Source organism: Acinetobacter lwoffii (assembly GCF_022967985.1).
Taxonomy (GTDB): Bacteria; Pseudomonadota; Gammaproteobacteria; order Pseudomonadales; family Moraxellaceae; genus Acinetobacter.
In genome coordinates this window covers 32,773-50,439 of record NZ_JALJVC010000027.1, presented here as the reverse complement: position 1 = coordinate 50,439, position 17,667 = coordinate 32,773, and the positions used below count along the sequence as shown (strand labels likewise).

The window sequence follows — 17,667 nt, the reverse complement described above, 5'->3', positions numbered from 1 at the left end:
ATCAACCAGTAAAAATCCACACAAGTTGTTCTTCATAATCTCTTAATGATCTTTCTAACACCTCGTCAGTGCCAGAAGCTGGACTTCGATAAACTCAACAACTCCGCCATTCTGCTTCGTTCGTTTCCATCTATCTCGTCGGTATGGGTGCATTCTAGAGGATTTCAGAATCATTGCAACCCCCAATTCACTATATTTTTCACGTATGTCTTTTTTTTCTACAAAAATTGCTAAAAAATCGCTTTTTTATCTAATTTTTAAGCGTTTTTATTTAATAAATGCACTAAACACGTCATTTTATTTTTATAACTGAAAATTCATTTAGACCTAAAAGCTATCACAATAATCGTTAAAATAGTATTTTTAGCCTTTTAACATTGAAATCTTGTCTTTTATTTAAATTAGCACGTCAAAAGAAAACCAAAATTAATCTATCTCGCTCAGTAAGCCGATCTAAATCCTAGACTCCTTAATTTGTGAGTTATTTTTTACGTAAAAAGCTTTTATAAAAGCCTATTCTTGGGCTGCTATATAAAAGAAGTATTCATTTTTAGTTTTCGAATCCCAAAACCATGCGTAGATCACTTATATATAGAAGATAAAGTCTGTTATTTTGCATTAAGCGACTTTTTCCTGCTGTTGCTGTCCACGCCAATGTTGCATGACCTCTACAATCATGTCTTTCTTACCCTGATAATCCTCGGCAATAAAGAATAATTTCGCGCGTCGCGGTAACTGCTCTTCAATCAGGGAAAATAGAAAGTAATGCGCGGCCAGATCAAGCTGCATAAATAAAGTATAGACAGATCCATAGAGTTGCTGTTTTTGTTCGACTGGCTGGTATTCAAATAAGAACCGTAATATGCAATCGATTTGTTCATCAAAAATATTTTCTGTTGGAAAGCGATACATTCAATCACCCCTGCTTTAATTTTTTATGTTTTGCTCTTTTTTCACAGTCAATTGAAATGAACTCATTCTTAGAGGTCATTCACCTAAGCCCAATTTGCTAGTTAATTTTAAGTTTAGTTGCTCAACGACAAGAGTAGGCATGCAGATTTATATCTTGATTACGCAATCAGAATAAATAAAAAAGGAAGAGATCTCTCCCAAAATCTCCTCCTTACAATTGAATCTTTACCCGATCCATTATGTCATTATTATAGTTATTCGCTTTAAAGCTTTTAAAAAGAGCCTCTTGGAAAAGAGACTTTCTCAGTTGTGGAGTACTATTATTTTTACTACCCTCTAGATGCTCTAAACGAATTCTCTAGATGAATAAATCCTATACATAATAAAGATGAAAAGCAAGTGATTTGGGAAAAATTAACTCTTGTTTTCATAGGGTTTTTTTTGACTTTACTTATTTGATTTTTAAATATAGGACATCAATAAAAAAAGCAGACCGAAGCCTGCTTTTATTTCAATAACTTATCCGCTTTTTAGTCAACAAAAGTGACTTTAGCAATTGCTTTTTTGCTGGCCTGAACAATCAAAGTCACGTTCTCTTTCACAGAATACGTCGTATCTACCGTCTGCCAATCCACTTTCACTGCACCACGGCCTAATGCATCCTTAGCCTGGGCTGCATTTTTGGTTAAACCTGCTTCACGTAAAATCGAGGTAATAAAGATTTCACCACCAAACTCGCCACGTGAAATAGTCACTTCTGGCGTACCTTCAGGCAATTCACCTTCAGTAATGATATTGCCCGCGCCTTTATGCGCATTGGCAGCCGCTTCTGCACCGTGGAAACGCTCAACCAGCTCCAGCGCAAGAATCTTTTTGACTTCTTGTGGATTACGGCCTTCTGCCACTTCTTTTAATAACTGTTGAATTTCTTCAATGGTTTTGAAGCTCAGCAGATCAAAATAACGCTCAATCAATGCATCCGGCATTGAAAGCACTTTCTGGTACATCGCGCCCGGCGCATCAAATACACCAATATAGTTACCTAAAGATTTAGACATCTTGTTGACGCCATCTAAACCCTCAAGGATTGGCACTGTGATACATACTTGTGCTTCTTGGTTATAACGACCTTGTAAGGTACGACCCATCAACAAGTTAAAGGTTTGATCTGTACCACCCAATTCAACATCTGCTTCCAGCGCAACAGAGTCATAGCCTTGTACCAATGGGTACAAAAATTCATGAATCGCAATTGGCTGCTGGTTATTATAACGCTTGGTGAAGTCATCACGCTCGAGCATACGCGCAACCGTCTGCTGTGATGCCAATTGAATTAGATCAGCCGCAGTTTTTTGTGCAAACCACTCCGAATTGAACACTACTTTGGTTTTGTTTGGATCAAGAATCTTAAACACTTGTTCTTGATATGTTTTAGCGTTCTCTAAAACCTGTTCACGTGACAATGGTGGACGTGTTGCGCTCTTACCAGTTGGATCACCGATCATCGCCGTGTAATCACCGATCAGAAACAACACTTCATGACCCAAGTCTTGGAATACTTTTAACTTATTAATGAGAACCGTGTGGCCCAAGTGCAAATCAGGTGCAGTCGGGTCAAAACCCGCTTTAATTTTTAATGGACGATTCAATTTTAATTTCTTGAGAAGGTCTTCTTCAGAAATAATTTCGTGGGTGCCTCGTTGAATGAGGGCAAGTTGTTCTTCAGCCGGCAGGAAATTTGACATCACAAAATCCAATACATCAGTTACTCAATTTGTGCGATATACTAACACTTTTTCAGCATATTGCAGGCTTAAGAATAACCATGACAGCGATCTATATTGGGGTAATGACCGGCACGAGCATGGATGGTGTCGATATTGTTGCTGCTTCTTTTGATCCACTCCAGCTTCATGCCACACTCACTTTGGCATTTGATCCTGACCTTCGGGATGAGCTGATGGCACTAACTTTGCCAGATGACAATGAAATTGACCGCATGGGTAAGGCCGATGTTGCACTGGCACAAATGATTGGTCATGGTATTAATGCGCTGATTGAAAAAAATAACCTGGATAAATCCAGAATTAAGGCGATTGGCTCGCATGGCCAGACTATCCGGCATCGTCCTGAACATGGCTTCACGCTGCAAATTGGTGACCCAAACATCATTACTGAAATTACCCAGATTCCGGTGATTTCAGATTTCCGGCGTCGTGATCTGGCGGCAGGTGGTCAGGGAGCACCTTTAGTTCCGGCATTTCATCAGGATATTTTCCAGCATGACAGTATTCACCGGGTAATTTTAAATCTGGGCGGTATAGCGAATGTCAGCCTGCTGCCTGCCGGCAAGCCTGAAGAAGTTTATGGTTTTGATACTGGACCAGCCAATATCTTGATGGATGCCTGGTGTGCCCGTTATACCGGTCAGCCTTTTGATGAAAATGGTAACTGGGCAGCCTATGGCACCCCGATTCGCAGTTTACTCGATCGCTTTCAGTCACACGAATTCTTCTCCAAAGAACCTCCAAAAAGTACCGGTCGTGAAGATTTCAACCTGGAATGGCTGGATGAACAGATTGCTGACTGGCGCAATGACCTGCAATACGATGAACTGGAAGATACGCCGGAAAATGTACAGGCGACTTTATTAAAGCTCACCACCCGAGCCATTAAAAAAGCCATTTACCGCTCCGGCATGGATACCGGACAGGTTTTTGTTTGCGGTGGTGGTGCCTACAACTCACATTTACTAGAGCAGTTGCGCTGGCGCCTGCGCAAACATGAATGGAGCGTACAGACTACCGCCGATCTGGGCCTCAGTCCGACCTGGGTAGAAGCTACTGCCTTTGCCTGGCTGGCCATGCGTTTTATGAACCAGCTGAATGGCAACCTGCCTGCAGTCACTGGTGCTGCTGGATATCGCGTCCTCGGTACCATTACTGCAGTCTAAGCCATCCTAAACAATATTATTTCCATGACTATATAGTTATTGGAAAGATAGTCATTAAAAAAGGTCTACATGAATGCAGACCTTTTTTCGTTTTCAATATTTTTATTGCATCATGCGTTTGGCATTTTCATTTCTAAAGGCCCGCAAAATCTGCTGACCGGCCCGTCCTGTCGGACTCAAGCCCAAACGCTGCTGCTCCTGACGAATCGCTTGACGGGTTTTATCACCAATCAAACCATCCACCGCACCAATGTCATAGCCGCGATTCAATAAAAATTGCTGGATCTCACGACGTTCTGCACGCGAAGTTCCCGGATCATCAGTAGGCCATGTGGCCGTAAAACTACCTTTACCTTGCAGGCGATCGGATAAATGCGCAATCGCCAATGCATAACTTTCTGCCGCGTTATAGCTATAAATGGCATCAAAATTTTTAAAGACCAGGAACACCGGGCCATTCGGACCCGCGGGCGCAAGTAATCCAGCTTGAGAGGATTGCGATAAATTTCCTTGAACCAATGCCGAACCATCGGCACGAACTACACCTTGATTAATCCAACTACTCAAGGATTTTTTATTTCTTCGGCCTTCACCGGAAACCGACATGCCTTGAGGGATCTTGACTTCAAAACCCCAAGGCTGTCCGCTCTGCCAGCCACGCTTGCTTAAAAAGTTGGCAGTTGATGCGAGTGCATCCGGAATGCTCGAAACTAGATCACGTCGGCCATCTCCATCAAAATCAACTGCAAGTTCATCATAAGTCGATGGCATAAACTGGGTATGACCAAATGCACCTGCCCAGGAACCCTTTAAATGTTCTTCACGTACATCGCCACGCTGTAACAGTTTCATGGTAGTAAAAAACTCACCACGGAAATAACTCTGGCGACGGCCTTCACAGCTCAAAGTCCCTAAAGCCTGTAATAAAGGATATTTCCCGGAAATATCACCAAAATTACTTTCAACACCCCATACCGCAACTACCATTTCTGCAGGTACACCATAGGTGGCAGCAACACGATTGAGCACCTCACGATGTTGCTGTAATTTTTGCCGGCCGAGCTGAACCCGTTCTTCATCCACCAAACCAGACAGATAATCCCAAATCGGGGTAGAAAATTCAGGCTGGTAATTCAGGCGTTCAATCACTGAATAATCAGGGCTTAAGTTTTGGGTATAACGATCATAGGTACTGCCGCTTACACCTCTAGCAACAGCTTGACTGCGCAAATTGGCGAGACAGTTTTGAAAATTATTTTGGGAGGCATAACTCGGGATATTTGAAATAGAGGTCAAATCAGTCGGCGTGACACGTTGACCATTAATAATAAGTTCAGCCTGTGCCTGTGAAGCAGCCAAGACCACAGAACCAACAAAAAGTGCAAGCCGTTGCATAAGACCCTTGAATATTTAGATTTTGAATTATGTTTCTACCTTAGCAGCTCATGATGAAAATTAAAGCGCCAATGCGTAAATTTAAATTCATAATTCCTACACTTTTAAATTCATTTTGTAATCTTTAAATTTAAACACGACTTATCCACAAGCCTGCTTTAAATTCAAATCAGCAGGATTTTTAAATTCAAAACATTTGAAATTAGTTTTGAATTTAAAAAATATAGGGATAACTTGTTTCAGGAAAAGTGAGTCACAATCATCAACATGCTCTAATTACACTCGTTTTTCTTTTAAATTCATTTGAATAATGGGCTAATATTTTTAAATTCAAAACTTTGAATTTATTTATCCAGTTTTAAATTTGAATTCATATTTTTTGAATTTAAAAGCGCAAGTTTAAATTCAAAGTCCGATTTAAATTTGAATTTGTTTTTATGAATTTAAATTCAAAACCACTTTCCAGTTTTAAATTCAAACTTTGATTTTAGGCTTATCCACAAATGAATATGACAAAATTCAGCGATAAATAAAATTTTATTGAATTGGTATATTTATACTCAATTGATCAGTTTATAAGCAATTGATTTAAAAACTGATCCGATCAATGGCAGGCATTTTTAAAGAGGCGCAATCATGCCTGAAAGCAGACAAATAAAAAAGCGATCATCGAAGTGATCGCTTTTTTTATCAGCAAGTTAAAGCCTAGATGGTCATATCTTCGCTCAATGCCAATGGATTCGGTAAAATTTTCGCCAGTTGGCGGCAAAGCACAGACAATTGCGCGCTGTCATTTGGCATCAGGGTAATGTGACCAATCTTGCGACCTTCACGCTCTGACTTGTTGTACAGATGCAAATGTGCACCTTGCAAAGCCAGAACGTCGGCAGACTTTGGATGCTGACCAATGATGTTCACTAAGACAGTTGGACGGATCACTTCAGTTGAACCTAAAGGCAAACCAGCCACCGCACGTACATGATTTTCAAATTGCGAACATACGGCGCCTTCAATCGACCAGTGTCCCGAGTTATGCACGCGTGGTGCCATCTCGTTAGCATATAAGCCTTTGTCTGTCACAAACAGCTCAAGGGTCAGGACACCAACATAATTCAGATGATTCAGCAGGCGAGTGATATAGTCCTGCGCCACAGGCTGCAAATCTGCACTGTTTGGTGCAGGCACAATCGAGTGCGACAGGATCCCGTTATGATGATGGTTTTCTGCCAAAGGCCAGGTTTTGACATCGCCATTCTGACCACGCACTGCAATGATCGAGACTTCACGCGAGAAAGTCACGAAACTTTCAGCAATCAGTTCACCCGCAGGGCCCAATTCTGTCCAAGCCTGATCAATCTGATCGGCCGAACGTAAAACGAATTGGCCTTTGCCATCATAACCGCCACGTGAAGTTTTCAGTACGATCGGCAAACCCAGTTCAGCTACAGCAGCCTGTAAGCTTTCCAGTGAAGTGACCGCTTTGTACGGTGCAACCGGAATAGCCAGTTCATCAAACAAGGCTTTTTCAGACAAACGATGCTGGGCAATCGCTAAAGCTTGACGTGGCGGATGCAGTTGCTTGCTTTGTGTCAGTACATCAACATCTGCAAGGGGCGTGTTTTCAAACTCAAGGCTAAATACATCTGCACTATTAATAAAGTCTTGCAGACCATTTTCAGCCTGGCTCGAAATCACCGGACCCAAAGCAGCAGAAGGACAGTCTGTGCTGGCTTCAAAAAATGTACATTGAATATTTAATGGAAGTGCCGCTTGCGCCATCATACGACCCAGCTGACCGCCACCAAAAATACCGATGGTTTTATCCATAATCTGTGTCTCGACTTAAGCCTGGCCTGGAATATTGTTACTTGCCACTTTATCTGTTTGCGCTGCACGGAAATCTGCAACATTTTTTGCGATTTCTGGACGGGTCAAACCCAGAATTTGCGCGGCCATAATGGCAGCATTGGTGGCACCGGCAGGACCAATAGCCAAGGTACCAACCGCAATCCCAGCTGGCATTTGCACAATAGACAGCAATGAATCAATACCGTTTAAAATCGAAGATTTCACAGGTACACCCAAAACTGGAAGATCAGTTTTCGCCGCACACATACCCGGTAAATGCGCTGCACCACCTGCACCAGCAATAATCACCTGAATACCACGATCACGCGCTTGCTCAGCATATTCAAACAGGCGGTCTGGAGTACGATGTGCAGAAACAACTTCGGCTTCAAATGGGACACCAAGCTGCTTGAGCATATTGGCAGTGTGTTCGAGAGTTGCCCAATCTGATTGAGAACCCATGATAATACCTACGAGAGGAGTATCTTGTGCAGCAGCCGCATTCATTGCAAATTTTCCAGAGATTAAAGTGAGAAAAGATAAATCTCGACGAGAGAGCCAAGCTTGAATAGGAGTACGTATTATAGACTGAAAATTCAGCTTCATAAAATTTAACGGTCAAAGCAAGGCTCGATTTTTCTTGTTTTTTTATCGAATTTTCAAAAACTGGAATAAAAATAGGGGAGTAGCCGCAGTTACAGCTATTCAGGAACTGCGGAATACAAAATAGACGCATCCACACAGACATAAAGCGGCCCAGAGATAATCCAGTTTAAAAGGCTGCTTAAACATGAAAATCATAAAAGGAACAAAGACCAGTAAAGTCACGACTTCCTGGGTAATTTTCATTTGACCGACTGCCATTCCTTGCTGCGCCAGTAATTTGGTCGCCGGAATCATCAGGCTATATTCAAACAGGGCAATGGCCCAGCTGAATAAAATCGCTTGCCAGAGCGGTGCATCATGTGGCAAAAACTTTAAATGCCCATACCAAGCTAAGGTCATAAAACAGTTGGCAATTACCAGAAGAAATAAAGCCGGCAGCATCTGCATGCACTCTGCAAAAAGGTCGAACTTATTTTACGGTTTATTAAGCGAAAAGACATTGCGTCACTTTGAAATTTTCTTTGAATTTATCCGTGAAACAGGATTTAAAAAATCCCACAACAAGGCCAGAATTTTCACTATCTTTTCAGCTAAAGCCTTGCTATCGTTGCTTGCAAATTGAATAAATCATGACAACAGCACCAATATAAAGTGATGGGTCAGACAGGAACGGAGTGAAGTAGATGCATCTGCATATTTTGGGTATTTGTGGCACCTTTATGGGCTCGTTAGCGCTACTTGCACGCGATCTGGGCCACCAGGTAACAGGTTCAGACCTGAATGTGTATCCACCCATGTCGACCCAACTTGAAAATGCTGGTATTACTTTAATGCAGGGTTATGACCGCAGTCATTTGCAACCACATCCGGATCTGGTGATTGTCGGTAATGCCATGAAGCGTGGTATTGATGCAGTCGAATATATGTTGAATGAAGGCCTGCCTTATATTTCAGGTCCGCAGTTTTTGGCTGATCATGTCCTACAAGGCAAACACGTATTGGGTGTCGCCGGAACGCATGGTAAAACCACGACCACCACCATGCTGGCTTGGGTACTGGATCAAGCCGGTCTGGAGCCGGGCTTCCTGATTGGCGGTGTACCTTTAGGCTTTTCGGAAAGTGCGCGTCTCGGTGGCGGGAAATATTTCTGTGTTGAAGCCGATGAATATGATTCTGCTTTCTTCGACAAGCGTTCCAAGTTCGTGCATTACCATCCAAAAACAGCAATTTTAAATAACCTGGAATTTGACCATGCCGATATCTTCGATGATCTAGCCGCAATTCAAAAGCAGTTCCATCATCTAGTTCGTACCATTCCAAGCGAAGGCCGGATTATCGCGCCGATTACTGAGAGCAATATTGATGAAGTGCTGGAGCAGGGCTGCTGGACGCCTGTAGTGCGCACCAGTCTGGATGCCAACGGAAAATCTGAACTTTATGCAGAACAATTGTCAGCAGATGGTTCACATTTCAAAGTCCTGCAACAGGGCGTAGTCAAAGGCGAAGTACAGTGGAATATGACCGGGCAGCACTCGGTTGCCAATGCCTTGGCCACGATTGCTGCTGCTGAACATGTCGGCGTATCGATTGAAACTGCCTGTGAAGCACTGTCCAATTTTGGTGGGGTGAAACGCCGTATGGAACTATTAGGCACAGTCCGTGGTATCGAGGTTTATGATGATTTCGCCCATCATCCGACGGCGATTGATACGACCTTAGAAGGTGCGCGCAAACGTCTGGGTGAACGCAAACTCTGGGCAATTATTGAACCGCGCTCCAATACCATGCGCATGGGCAGTCACAAAGATGGCTTGGCTCATTCAGCACGTCTGGCCGATGAAGTGATCTGGTATCAACCGGAAGGACTGGACTGGGATCTGCAACCGGTCATTGAGGCTGCGCCAAACAAGGCCAAAATTGCACGCACACTGGATGACATCATTCAGACCGTAGTAGCAGAAGCAGGCGAGGGCGATGCCGTAGTAATTATGTCGAATGGCGGTTTTGGTGGTTTGCATCAGAAGCTGATCACTGTTTTACAAGCATAAAACAGATTTAAGTGAAATGAAGAAGCCCGTTTAGCGGGCTTTTTTTAGCATATTAAAACCTTGCTTCAGCAAAAGTGAACAGTTGTTCTGATCCTGCAATCCTATGATTTAAACATTGACCCAAAGAGCAGATTTACCTCTGAACCATCCCGAATGATCTTTTGTTGCAATCTGTACACAAGACTCATTGCAGCGCCATATCACTCAAGGCACAATCGAGAAGAACACAGGTATCTATAGGCCTGAAAGCCAGATCATGAATCAGCCCATCGCTGTCACTATATAAAAGCAATCGAGGCGTTCATTATTCTCGCTGAGTCAGGTCATTCTCATTCCTCACTCCATTAGGAGATGTGTCATGACAACGATGAAAGCGATGGTCTATTACGGCGCAAATGATATCCGCTTTGAAGACCGCCCGGTTCCCACCATTTTGCATCCCGGCGATGCCATCATTAAACTCGAAAAAGTTACCATCTGTGGTACCGACTTAGGTATCTGGAAAGGTAAAAACCCCGAAATTGAGCAGGAGGCCACACGTAAAGAGGGCAGCTTTAAGGGGCGTATTTTAGGTCACGAAGGTATTGGCATTGTGGAAGAAGTCGGTTCCGCCGTGCAGAATTTCAAAAAGGGCGACCGGGTGATTATTTCCTGTGTCAGCCGCTGCGGAACCTGTGAAAACTGCCAGAAACAGCTATATGCGCATTGCCGCAATGAAGGCGGCTGGATCATGGGTTATATGATTGACGGTACCCATGCCGAATATGTACGCACGCCCTTTGCCGACACCTCACTCTATCATTTACCCGAAGGCCTGAATCAAGATGTGGCCTTATTCCTTTCAGATATCCTGCCAACTTCACATGAAATTGGCGTGCAATATGGCGATGTCAAACCAGGCGACAATATTGCGATTGTCGGGGCAGGGCCAATCGGCATGAGCTGTCTGCTCACTGCCTAGTTCTATTCACCTGCCAATATTATTATGGTGGATATGGATGATAACCGGCTGGAATTTGCCAAGACTGTCGGTGCAACGCATACCATCAACTCCGCCAAAGAAGATGCCATTCAAAAAATTTTAGAGATTACCGATGGACGCGGGGTTGACTGTGCCATTGAAGCAGTGGGGGTGGAGCCTACCTGGAATATTTGCCAGCATGTCGTCAAAGAGGGCGGGCATATTGCCAACGTCGGCGTACATGGTAAACCGGTGAGTTTTGAACTGAACAAACTGTGGATTAAAAACCTGACCATTACTACCGGTCTGGTGAATGCCAATACCACAGGGATGTTGCTGAAAACCTGCTGTTCCGGCAAATTGCCCCTAGAAAAACTGGCGACCCATCATTTTAAATTTGCCGATTTTGAAAAAGCCTATGATGTGTTTAAACATGCCTCCAATGAGAAGGCCTTAAAAGTCATGATTGACATGAGCTAATCTACATCAGACAAAAAAAGTCCGCCATGCGGACTTTTTTATTTTCAGCTTTAATCCCTCAGATCAGAAATAGGGGACATAACCACGCTGCTTATAACCTTTTGGCGATGCCAGACTGGCCTGATTTTCTTCCAGGCGATACAGCACTTTGAGGAATTCGGCAATTCCTGACTGCTGCAAGGCATGTGGATCAAATTGCTTCAAACCTAAACGTGAAAATAAAGAAGAAATTTCACTGTGTTTATGCACATATTTCATTGACCATTCCGAGAAATGAGACTGCTCTACCATCGCATCTGCAAAACGCAAGATACTATGATGGCGGGCATCCTGACAAATGCTCTGAAATAAACTTTCCACTACTTCAGCCTGACCTTCAAGGCACTGGAAAAATTTGCCATGGGAATAATACAACACCCCATGAATCTGATGCTGAAGGTTAAACTTCCGGGCAGTGGCCAAAATATCGCTCAAATCTTGTAACAACTCTTGTTCAGATTCTATGCGTTCACTGGCATAGCAAAGCTGTAGCATCATGCCATCTCTCTAGAGGGAAGAATTAAAAACACAATTTAATCAATAATTTTAAATTAAGTCGACTATTTTTTAAGCAAATATCCGTTTTTGCTTACACGGTTTTCAGTTTGCATTTCTGGATTAAACTTTTAACAATAGTGCCTAAATTATTAAACGAATATTTTCATACACCTACCATGAACATGAGGATCACTTGATGTTAAAAGATCTGATTTTAACCCTCGCCTTGTTATGTGTGTGTTTTATCCTGATCATCACTTTAAATAATTGGCAATTCAGCGCTCAAACCAATCTGCTGATCAGTTCAATTTTTATTAGCTGGACGATCTTGAAATTTGTTGGGCATCGAATTTATTTTCATGCCAGTTATCTGCTGATCATGGCAATTTTAGTAATGCTGCAACAGTTTGAAGAAATTTTCTGGGCGATGACCGGGGTGATGGCAGGTTTCGGTTTATATACCCTGTTACAGGTTATATTGATTCCTGCCTTGAAAGAAAGATTGCATTTATCTTTCGGGAAATCCCCTTGGATGGTTAAATAGTCGTTGCCGCGACATCTGCCAGACTACGGTCACGTTTAAACATGACATCCACATAGGAACATTGCGGGATGATGGTTAAACTTTTTTCACGGGCAAAATCGACCAGTACATCCAGCATTTTTCGGGCAATACCTTGGCCACGCAAGGAATCATCGACCCAAGTATGATCGGCAATGATGACTGCATCGCCCCGCCATTGATAAGTGATCTCGGCCAGGCGGCGTCCTTGATCTTCCATAAAAAATACACCACCGCGTTTTGAATCTTGATATTTGATTTCCATACGAATCTAAACCTTTGTTGTCATTTTTAAATTATAAAACATCATTAAAGCGAGGCTCTCGCTCGAACACGGATTTGGCAAAAGGGCATTTTGGAATAATCCTGATGCCGTGTTCACGGGCAAAATTCACAGCGGCCTCGACCAGATAATACCCGACGTGCTGTCCGCGTAGGCTGTCATCGACCCAGGTGTGTTCAATCACTAATTGATCTTCATTTACTCTAGAATAACTCATTTCTGCCAGACGTTTTTCATTCGGCTCTACAAACCATAAACCTCCAGTGTCCTGTTGCTGATGCTCGATCAACATGCCGATCCTCTCCTTGTTTTTAAGTCAGATTGACATATTTTTCCCTGCACTATTGTTAGATTTCTTTTAAAGGATTGTGAATCTATCCTTCTGACCAATACCGCATTCTGCTTAACAGGTTTAAACTACCGGCCGGTTCCTTTTATCAGATGTTTATGTCCAGCTCTTCTTCCACCTCTTCGGTGACGCGTCAATGGGTCTGTGTGATTGCTTTAGCCTCTGCTGCCTTTATTTTCAATACCACCGAATTTATCCCGGTGGCGCTATTAAGTGATATTGGTACCAGTTTTTCCATGTCACCCACTCAGGTCGGGTGGATGCTGACGATTTATGCCTGGGTCGTGGCGCTGCTTTCTTTACCAATGATGTTACTGACCAAAAATATTGAACGGCGCTTTCTGCTGATGGTTTTATTTGCGGTGTTTATTTTCAGTCATGTGCTGTCCTATTTTGCCTGGAGCTTTAGCATTCTGGTGCTGAGCCGAATTGGTATTGCCGTGGCGCATGCGCTGTTCTGGTCAATTACGGCGTCGCTTGCCGTGCGGGTTGCGCCAAAGGGCAAAGAGTTTCAGGCACTGGGCTTATTGGCTACCGGTACCGCCATGGCGATGGTTCTGGGAATTCCCTTTGGCCGGATGGTCGGGGAGGCCTATGGCTGGCGCAATAGTTTTGCCTTGATCGCAGTTGTGGCAAGCGTGGTGTGCGTATTGCTGGCCAAAACCTTGCCTTTATTGCCAAGTGTTAATTCAGGTTCACTCAGCAGTTTAAAAAGCTTGCTAAAACGTCCCAGCCTGATGCTGGTCTTTGCGCTTACCGTGCTTGTGATTAGTGCGCAATTTACCGCCTATAGTTATATTGAACCCTTTGCGCTGAATATTGCGCAATTCAGCTCTGCACAGACCACCAGCTTATTGCTGATTTATGGCGGTGCGGGCCTGATCGGGTCTTATGTATTTGGCCGCTTTGCACCGCATTTTCCCCGACTCACCATTCCGCTATTTACACTCGGGCTAGGGATCTCGCTGCTGTTATTGCTGCCCCTGTCTCAGGGTGTAATTCAGCTCAATAGCCTAGCGTTAATCTGGGGCATCAGCATTATTGGGTTTAGTCTGGCCCTACAAGCCAAGACCTTAAATCTGGCTTCCGATGCGACTGATGTCGCCATGGCGATTTTTTCAGGTTTGTACAATGTCGGGATTGGCGGCGGTGCCTTACTCGGCGGTCTGGTAACGGCACATATCGGATTACATAGTATTGGCTGGGTAGGAGCCATCTTGGCTAGCCTAGGTTTTCTGATCAGCTTATATCTGATTCAGCGTCCGGATTTCTTAGGTAAGAAAGCGCCTTGAAGCATGATTTTTGTAAATGAAATTGTAGTCTTAGCAAAAATCTGTCATGCTTGCTGCACATTGAGCTACCGCTCAAATAAAATTTAGTTTGAACAAGGGGAGTAGCCTCCTCCAAGCGTTTAAGAATGAAATTTCAATTTTTAAACGTGTCAGAATATCGTCATTACACTTTGCAAAAAGTCGGTATCTGAGCATCTTGAAGTCACACTTTATATAAAAAAGTGGAACAGTAAGATGTAGGCAAGACCTTGATCATGTTGTTATAGATGTTTTTCATCTGGCAACTGGTCAAGGTTTTTTTATGGCTAGTTGTCCGATGTGGAGAATTCACATGGAAACCATTGGTACACTCTGGCTGTATCTTGTCTTTTTCGCGATTGTCGCAGTCATGCTGGTAATCGATTTTGTCGGCTTTAAGCATCAGCATGGTCAGGAAGTTAAAGTCCGTACTGCTGCCTACTGGAGTATTGCCTGGGTCAGTGTCGCGACTTTATTTGGTGGCGGCTTATGGCTGTATCTGGAGCAGACCGCAGGCACGGCAATTGCCAATGCTAAGGTCATGGAATACTTTGCCGGTTATCTGCTGGAAAAATCCCTGGCGATTGATAACGTCTTTGTCTGGCTGATGATCTTCGCGGCCTTCGCCATTCCACCCGCATTGCAACGCAAGCTGCTGTTATATGGCGTACTGGGTGCGATTGTACTCAGAACCATCTTTATTTTTATTGGCGCGTGGTTCGTACAGGAATTCTCATGGATTCTGTATATCTTCGGTGCGTTCCTAGTGTATACCGGCTTCAAATTCCTGCGTGGTCAGCATGAAGAAGACAGCAATATTGAAGATATGGCGATTCTGAAATGGCTACGTAAACATATGCGTATTACCCCGCAACTTCAGGGCGACAAATTCTTTGTCCGTCAGAATGGTTTGCTCTGGGCAACGCCGTTGTTCTTGGTCCTGATCCTGGTTGAAGCGTCTGATGTGATCTTTGCGGTCGATTCTATTCCAGCTATTTTTGCCGTCACCACCGATCCCTTTATTGTCCTTACCGCAAACCTGATGGCGATTTTAGGCCTACGCGCGATGTTCTTCCTGCTCTCGGGCGCAGCCTCAAAAATGCATTATCTGCCTTATGGTCTCGGGATCATTCTGGTCTTTATCGGCTTTAAAATGCTGATGCTGGATGTGTTCCATATGCCGATCTGGATTTCTTTGAGCTTTATTGTGATTGTCCTGACTGTGACCGCGATCTTGTCGATTCGTCATAGCAAGAAATATAACGAAACCACCCTGTAAAAAGTAATCATCAAAAAAGCCTGCATCAGCAGGCTTTTTTTTATTGTTCTATCAGGGATAATTTGGGCCATTTTTGCAAAAACTGTTTGCTCAGCATGCGTTGTTCAAACACGGCATAACTGACTAAATTCGGATTCCAACGCAGCTTTAACTCAAATAAATCTGCTAAACCGAAAGGAGCAATCAACTCCAATTCATCATCTTTCAGGCGCAGTGCCAAGGCCGTGACAGTTTCTGGCCATAATGACAGCGCATGACTAATTGAAGTTAAAGGCTCAATATTTTCATTTTGATCGGTACGATACCACTCATGTACAAAGGCTTGATTAGTCACATCCCAACGGATATCTGGAAAATACTCTTTTAACCGATCTGCAAGTTGCTGTTCTATAACGCGAGCCTGCTCATTTTCATCATAGAAAATCACATCGACCTCAGTATGATTTATTTCATATTCCCATCCATGTAAATGCGCCCAGATCACATGACGTAACACACCCGCTGCGACATAAGCGTCAGAGTGTAATTGTGCTAACTGATGCAAGATGCGCATTAATGTCGGCTGCGCACGTACGATCTGTTGAAATTGATCATGATAATTGGATGAGGTCATAGAAGAATCGGGATCACTATTTAAATATGAATGTTCATACAAACATGGCAATTTTTTCAGCTACAATCAATCGAAAAAATTAAAAGCGTAGGTTTAAAATGTCTTCTGTAATTGCAACGACAGCGATCCGTGGTCGCTTCCTCGACATTCAGAATACAGTTGCCCAAGCACGTGATATACACGACCAAGTGCGATATGTAGAAGATGGCTTAGTCATCATTCAAGAGGGTAAAATCCAGTGGTTTGGTCCATGGCAAGAAGGGCAGTCACGACTTCCTACCAACGCTGAATTACAGCACTATCCAGATCAACTGATTGTTCCCGGTTTTATCGACACCCATATTCATTTCCCGCAAACCGAAATGGTCGGGGCGTATGGTGAACAACTGCTGGAATGGTTAAATACCTATACATTCCCCACTGAAATCCAGTTTCAAGATGCATCCTATAGCGAAAAAATTGCCGAATTTTTCGTGCAGGAATTGCTTAAAAACGGCACCACCACTGCACTGGTCTTTTGTACCGTTCATCCTGAATCCGTAGATGCTTTGTTTAATGCGGCGACCACGCGCAATATGCGTCTGATTGCGGGTAAAGTCCTGATGGATCGTCATGCTCCGGAAGCACTCACAGATACAGCAGAAACAGCTTATACCGATTCTAAAGCGCTGATTGAAAAGTGGCATGGACAGGGGCGGAACCTGTATGCGATTACCCCACGCTTTGCACCGACCTCAACACCTGAACAATTACAAAAAGCCGGCCAGCTCAAAAGTGAATATCCGGACGTGTATGTACATACCCATTTGAGTGAAAATAAAAATGAAATTGCCTGGGTAAAAGAACTCTTTCCTGAACGTGAAGGTTATCTGGATGTGTATCATCATTATGGTTTAACCGGGAGCAAGTCCGTCTTTGCACATTGTGTGCATCTGGAAGATAAGGAATGGGATTGTATGCATCAGACCGACTCCGCCATTGCCTTCTGTCCGACCTCAAATCTATTCCTTGGCAGTGGCTTATTTCCCCTGAAAAAAACTTGGGACAAAGGGGTCAAAGTCGGCTTAGGCACAGACATTGGAGCAGGAACATCATTTAATCAGCTGCAAACCCTGAATGAAGCCTATAAGGTGCAGCAGTTACAGGGCGAAAAACTCTCCGCCTTTGAGGCCTTGTATCATGCCACTTTAGGCGGTGCCAAAGCCTTGAGTCTGGATGATCGCCTGGGGAACTTTAATATTGGCAAAGAAGCCGACTTTGTGGTGCTGAATCTCAATGCAACTGCCTTACAGCAGTTACGCCAGAGCAGAGCTAAAAATATTGAAGATGCATTTTTTGCACTGACCATGCTTGGCGATGACCGTAATATTGCAGCCACCTATGTCTATGGAGCAGCCGTTTATGTCAAAGCAGCAGCCAGTGAATAAACCGAAAAAATCCCGCCGTCGCCAATACTTGATCCTGTCTGCAATGGCACTGGGCTGTGTTTTTTTATTGAAACGCGATTCAACAGCGGCTAAAAAATGATTAC

19 protein-coding genes are annotated in these 17,667 nt (G+C 43.6%); 9 read left to right on the top strand and 10 right to left on the bottom strand.

Annotated features, from left to right (window positions below; genetic code table 11):
* Positions 1-618 precede the first annotated feature (618 nt).
* Both MWG72_RS13955 and tyrS read right to left on the bottom strand, forming a co-directional pair.
* Positions 619-912, bottom strand: a complete 294-nt coding sequence (locus tag MWG72_RS13955) for a hypothetical protein (protein ID WP_004647152.1) — start codon at positions 910-912, stop codon at positions 619-621.
* Between the two features lie 530 nt (positions 913-1,442).
* Complete coding sequence (tyrS, locus tag MWG72_RS13950) at positions 1,443-2,657, bottom strand: tyrosine--tRNA ligase (protein WP_004647151.1); 1,215 nt, start codon at positions 2,655-2,657, stop codon at positions 1,443-1,445.
* Positions 2,658-2,737: 80 nt separating this feature from the next.
* Between tyrS and MWG72_RS13945 the strand changes: the two genes are divergently transcribed.
* Positions 2,738-3,865, top strand: coding sequence for an anhydro-N-acetylmuramic acid kinase (locus MWG72_RS13945; protein WP_247144300.1), 1,128 nt, complete (start codon positions 2,738-2,740; stop codon positions 3,863-3,865).
* Positions 3,866-3,967: 102 nt separating this feature from the next.
* On the opposite strand, the gene MWG72_RS13940 is transcribed toward MWG72_RS13945, so the two are convergent.
* The 4 genes from MWG72_RS13940 to MWG72_RS13925 all read right to left on the bottom strand — a co-directional run bounded on the left by MWG72_RS13940 (position 3,968) and on the right by MWG72_RS13925 (position 8,155).
* Positions 3,968-5,260: a lytic murein transglycosylase gene (locus MWG72_RS13940; RefSeq protein WP_247144299.1), complete on the bottom strand. Its 1,293-nt coding sequence runs from the start codon at positions 5,258-5,260 to the stop codon at positions 3,968-3,970.
* Between the two features lie 705 nt (positions 5,261-5,965).
* Positions 5,966-7,087 carry a 5-(carboxyamino)imidazole ribonucleotide synthase gene (locus MWG72_RS13935; RefSeq protein ID WP_247144298.1) on the bottom strand — a complete coding sequence of 374 codons (1,122 nt, stop codon included), beginning with the start codon at positions 7,085-7,087 and terminating at the stop codon, positions 5,966-5,968.
* A gap of 15 nt (positions 7,088-7,102) precedes the next feature.
* Positions 7,103-7,615: a 5-(carboxyamino)imidazole ribonucleotide mutase gene (purE, locus tag MWG72_RS13930; protein ID WP_005104916.1), complete on the bottom strand. Its 513-nt coding sequence runs from the start codon at positions 7,613-7,615 to the stop codon at positions 7,103-7,105.
* A 198-nt stretch (positions 7,616-7,813) separates the two neighbouring features.
* A complete protein-coding gene (locus MWG72_RS13925) occupies positions 7,814-8,155 on the bottom strand; it encodes a DMT family protein (protein ID WP_005252989.1) in 342 nt (113 codons plus the stop codon).
* A 242-nt stretch (positions 8,156-8,397) separates the two neighbouring features.
* Between MWG72_RS13925 and mpl the strand changes: the two genes are divergently transcribed.
* The 3 genes from mpl (at position 8,398) to MWG72_RS15600 (ending at position 11,203) form a co-directional block, all read left to right on the top strand.
* On the top strand, positions 8,398-9,762 hold the full coding sequence (mpl, locus tag MWG72_RS13920; protein WP_247144297.1) for a UDP-N-acetylmuramate:L-alanyl-gamma-D-glutamyl-meso-diaminopimelate ligase: 1,365 nt from the start codon (positions 8,398-8,400) through the stop codon (positions 9,760-9,762).
* A 358-nt stretch (positions 9,763-10,120) separates the two neighbouring features.
* Positions 10,121-10,723 (top strand): alcohol dehydrogenase catalytic domain-containing protein, encoded by a 603-nt coding sequence (locus tag MWG72_RS15605; protein WP_338149415.1) that lies wholly within the window; start codon positions 10,121-10,123, stop codon positions 10,721-10,723.
* A 24-nt stretch (positions 10,724-10,747) separates the two neighbouring features.
* Positions 10,748-11,203, top strand: coding sequence for a zinc-binding dehydrogenase (locus tag MWG72_RS15600; protein ID WP_311204619.1), 456 nt, complete (start codon positions 10,748-10,750; stop codon positions 11,201-11,203).
* 63 nt (positions 11,204-11,266) lie between these two features.
* On the opposite strand, the gene MWG72_RS13910 is transcribed toward MWG72_RS15600, so the two are convergent.
* Complete coding sequence (locus MWG72_RS13910) at positions 11,267-11,740, bottom strand: BLUF domain-containing protein (RefSeq protein ID WP_191112715.1); 474 nt, start codon at positions 11,738-11,740, stop codon at positions 11,267-11,269.
* A gap of 196 nt (positions 11,741-11,936) precedes the next feature.
* Here MWG72_RS13910 and MWG72_RS13905 point away from each other — a divergent pair, with 196 nt between their 5' ends.
* Positions 11,937-12,284, top strand: a complete 348-nt coding sequence (locus tag MWG72_RS13905; RefSeq protein WP_071851289.1) for a hypothetical protein — start codon at positions 11,937-11,939, stop codon at positions 12,282-12,284.
* Here MWG72_RS13905 and MWG72_RS13900 read toward each other — a convergent pair.
* Complete coding sequence (locus MWG72_RS13900; protein ID WP_004647141.1) at positions 12,277-12,567, bottom strand: GNAT family N-acetyltransferase; 291 nt, start codon at positions 12,565-12,567, stop codon at positions 12,277-12,279. The genes MWG72_RS13905 and MWG72_RS13900 overlap by 8 nt on opposite strands.
* A 31-nt stretch (positions 12,568-12,598) precedes the next feature.
* Positions 12,599-12,877 carry a GNAT family N-acetyltransferase gene (locus tag MWG72_RS13895; protein WP_005094867.1) on the bottom strand — a complete coding sequence of 93 codons (279 nt, stop codon included), beginning with the start codon at positions 12,875-12,877 and terminating at the stop codon, positions 12,599-12,601.
* 155 nt (positions 12,878-13,032) lie between these two features.
* Here MWG72_RS13895 and MWG72_RS13890 point away from each other — a divergent pair, with 155 nt between their 5' ends.
* Positions 13,033-14,226: a sugar transporter gene (locus MWG72_RS13890; RefSeq protein ID WP_247144296.1), complete on the top strand. Its 1,194-nt coding sequence runs from the start codon at positions 13,033-13,035 to the stop codon at positions 14,224-14,226.
* A gap of 331 nt (positions 14,227-14,557) precedes the next feature.
* Entirely contained in the window at positions 14,558-15,523 is a 966-nt protein-coding gene (locus MWG72_RS13885; RefSeq protein WP_004647138.1) for a TerC family protein, read from the top strand.
* Between the two features lie 40 nt (positions 15,524-15,563).
* On the opposite strand, the gene MWG72_RS13880 is transcribed toward MWG72_RS13885, so the two are convergent.
* A complete protein-coding gene (locus MWG72_RS13880) occupies positions 15,564-16,136 on the bottom strand; it encodes a nucleotidyltransferase family protein (protein ID WP_247144295.1) in 573 nt (190 codons plus the stop codon).
* Between the two features lie 98 nt (positions 16,137-16,234).
* Between MWG72_RS13880 and guaD the strand changes: the two genes are divergently transcribed.
* Both guaD and MWG72_RS15560 read left to right on the top strand, forming a co-directional pair.
* Positions 16,235-17,563 carry a guanine deaminase gene (gene guaD, locus MWG72_RS13875; protein ID WP_247144294.1) on the top strand — a complete coding sequence of 443 codons (1,329 nt, stop codon included), beginning with the start codon at positions 16,235-16,237 and terminating at the stop codon, positions 17,561-17,563.
* Positions 17,538-17,663 carry a hypothetical protein gene (locus MWG72_RS15560; RefSeq protein ID WP_004647134.1) on the top strand — a complete coding sequence of 42 codons (126 nt, stop codon included), beginning with the start codon at positions 17,538-17,540 and terminating at the stop codon, positions 17,661-17,663. The genes guaD and MWG72_RS15560 overlap by 26 nt, the downstream gene beginning before the upstream one ends.
* Positions 17,664-17,667 lie beyond the last annotated feature (4 nt).

Bases quoted from the DNA above. Each gene is read 5' to 3' on its own strand.
- MWG72_RS13925 (WP_005252989.1), bottom strand. From the start codon at position 8,155: ATGCTGCCGGCTTTATTTCTTCTGGTAATTGCCAACTGTTTTATGACC.
- purE (WP_005104916.1), bottom strand. From the start codon at position 7,615: ATGAATGCGGCTGCTGCACAAGATACTCCTCTCGTAGGTATTATCATG.
- MWG72_RS13905 (WP_071851289.1), top strand. From the start codon at position 11,937: ATGTTAAAAGATCTGATTTTAACCCTCGCCTTGTTATGTGTGTGTTTT.
- MWG72_RS13890 (WP_247144296.1), top strand. From the start codon at position 13,033: ATGTCCAGCTCTTCTTCCACCTCTTCGGTGACGCGTCAATGGGTCTGT.
- MWG72_RS13935 (WP_247144298.1), bottom strand. From the start codon at position 7,087: ATGGATAAAACCATCGGTATTTTTGGTGGCGGTCAGCTGGGTCGTATG.
- MWG72_RS15600 (WP_311204619.1), top strand. From the start codon at position 10,748: ATGGTGGATATGGATGATAACCGGCTGGAATTTGCCAAGACTGTCGGT.
- MWG72_RS13885 (WP_004647138.1), top strand. From the start codon at position 14,558: ATGGAAACCATTGGTACACTCTGGCTGTATCTTGTCTTTTTCGCGATT.
- mpl (WP_247144297.1), top strand. From the start codon at position 8,398: ATGCATCTGCATATTTTGGGTATTTGTGGCACCTTTATGGGCTCGTTA.
- MWG72_RS13945 (WP_247144300.1), top strand. From the start codon at position 2,738: ATGACAGCGATCTATATTGGGGTAATGACCGGCACGAGCATGGATGGT.
- MWG72_RS15605 (WP_338149415.1), top strand. From the start codon at position 10,121: ATGACAACGATGAAAGCGATGGTCTATTACGGCGCAAATGATATCCGC.
- guaD (WP_247144294.1), top strand. From the start codon at position 16,235: ATGTCTTCTGTAATTGCAACGACAGCGATCCGTGGTCGCTTCCTCGAC.
- MWG72_RS13940 (WP_247144299.1), bottom strand. From the start codon at position 5,260: ATGCAACGGCTTGCACTTTTTGTTGGTTCTGTGGTCTTGGCTGCTTCA.
- MWG72_RS13910 (WP_191112715.1), bottom strand. From the start codon at position 11,740: ATGATGCTACAGCTTTGCTATGCCAGTGAACGCATAGAATCTGAACAA.
- MWG72_RS13955 (WP_004647152.1), bottom strand. From the start codon at position 912: ATGTATCGCTTTCCAACAGAAAATATTTTTGATGAACAAATCGATTGC.
- MWG72_RS15560 (WP_004647134.1), top strand. From the start codon at position 17,538: ATGTCAAAGCAGCAGCCAGTGAATAAACCGAAAAAATCCCGCCGTCGC.
- MWG72_RS13895 (WP_005094867.1), bottom strand. From the start codon at position 12,877: ATGTTGATCGAGCATCAGCAACAGGACACTGGAGGTTTATGGTTTGTA.
- tyrS (WP_004647151.1), bottom strand. From the start codon at position 2,657: ATGTCAAATTTCCTGCCGGCTGAAGAACAACTTGCCCTCATTCAACGA.
- MWG72_RS13900 (WP_004647141.1), bottom strand. From the start codon at position 12,567: ATGGAAATCAAATATCAAGATTCAAAACGCGGTGGTGTATTTTTTATG.
- MWG72_RS13880 (WP_247144295.1), bottom strand. From the start codon at position 16,136: ATGACCTCATCCAATTATCATGATCAATTTCAACAGATCGTACGTGCG.